1 protein-coding gene is annotated in these 1202 nt (G+C 43.7%); it reads left to right on the top strand.

Going from position 1 to position 1202, the window contains the following annotated elements; translation table 11 throughout:
• Nucleotides 1-172: 172 nt before the first annotated feature.
• Nucleotides 173-1202 (top strand): hypothetical protein (locus tag ACYVRH_RS12960; RefSeq protein ID WP_461257315.1); only part of this gene is annotated, 1030 nt, incomplete at its 3' end.

The raw sequence follows: 1202 nt of genomic DNA, 5'->3' as shown, positions 1-1202 counted from the left end.
GGACATTAATCCGAAATTTTCATTTACCGTCCACTATAAGCCAAAACCGCGCCTTAAAGTCCTATCGGAAACTTTTAAAGCGCAGAATTACAATGTGCGCGGTTTGAAAGCCGGCGGCATAAGGCTTTCTGCAAAAGAAGCCGAAAAAGTCATCTGCGTGTAAGGGAGAATTATGAATAACGAAGAAATTGTTTTTGATGAAAAATCGGGAATATCAGTTGATGAACAGAGGGAAATACTCTCTAAAATTAACGGGATAGCCGAGAAAAACCGCAAACAGCTTTCACAGACAAGTTCGCAAATTGTCGAAAGCAAGGGCAAGATAATTATTAACGCGCAAAAAAAAGACGCGGTTTTTCCGTTAGCTGTAAATATAGCCGCAGTGGCATTGCTTTTATGCGGCGCGTTTTTGCTGGTTTCCTTTAATGGGAAAAAAGACGCGCAGGTAAGGACCGGGAATGCCGTTTACAATTTGACTGAACGCGCCCTTATTGAAGAAATTCGCAAAGATACGGCGGAAAAAATCGCCGCAAAAGAAAAAGAAATGGATTCGATAATTTCCCGCCTGAGTGACGTTGACGATGAGCTTTCAAAATTGTATTCCAGCAATCAAAATCTAACGACGGATCAAATAACGGCTCAAGGGAGGCTTTTGGCTTTGCAAAATTATTTCCGCGACCAGCTTGCAGTCTTACAGGATGAGAGGTCGCAGATACTGGAAGATTCACGTTCAAGAGAAGCCCGCCTTCGCGCCCAACTTGACGAAAGAACAAGGGAGTTTACAGCCGCCCAGCAGAAAGTTTCCAGCGAATTGGAATCCGCCGTAAACGAGCTTGAAAAGCTTAGAACGGAGCAGGAAAAAATTGCCGCTATAGACGCTCAGATTTCAGGCGGACTTGCCGCCGCAAAGGATAATATTCAAAAAAAGCAGTACGATCAGGCGACGCGCGTTGTTGAAAATTTACGGCGTTTTTGCAATAACAGTTCTTTTGCATCTTTGCGCGTATTCCAGTCAAGAAAAGATTTTTATAACCAGGCGATTGATTTAGTGGAAGCGATGATTAGCGACGCGCTTAAAAATAGCGGCTCTTCGTCCGGCGCGGATCAGTTTGAAGCAAAAGCTGAAAATGTCCAATTGCAGGATAAAATCAAAGAAATGCAAAAAACAATTGACGCGCTGAACAGCGGAGACTCAGGCCTTA

The organism is Treponema sp. R80B11-R83G3 (genome assembly GCF_054786115.1).
The sequence above is the reverse complement of the archived record's forward strand: the minus strand, read 5'-3'. Positions and strand labels throughout refer to the sequence as shown.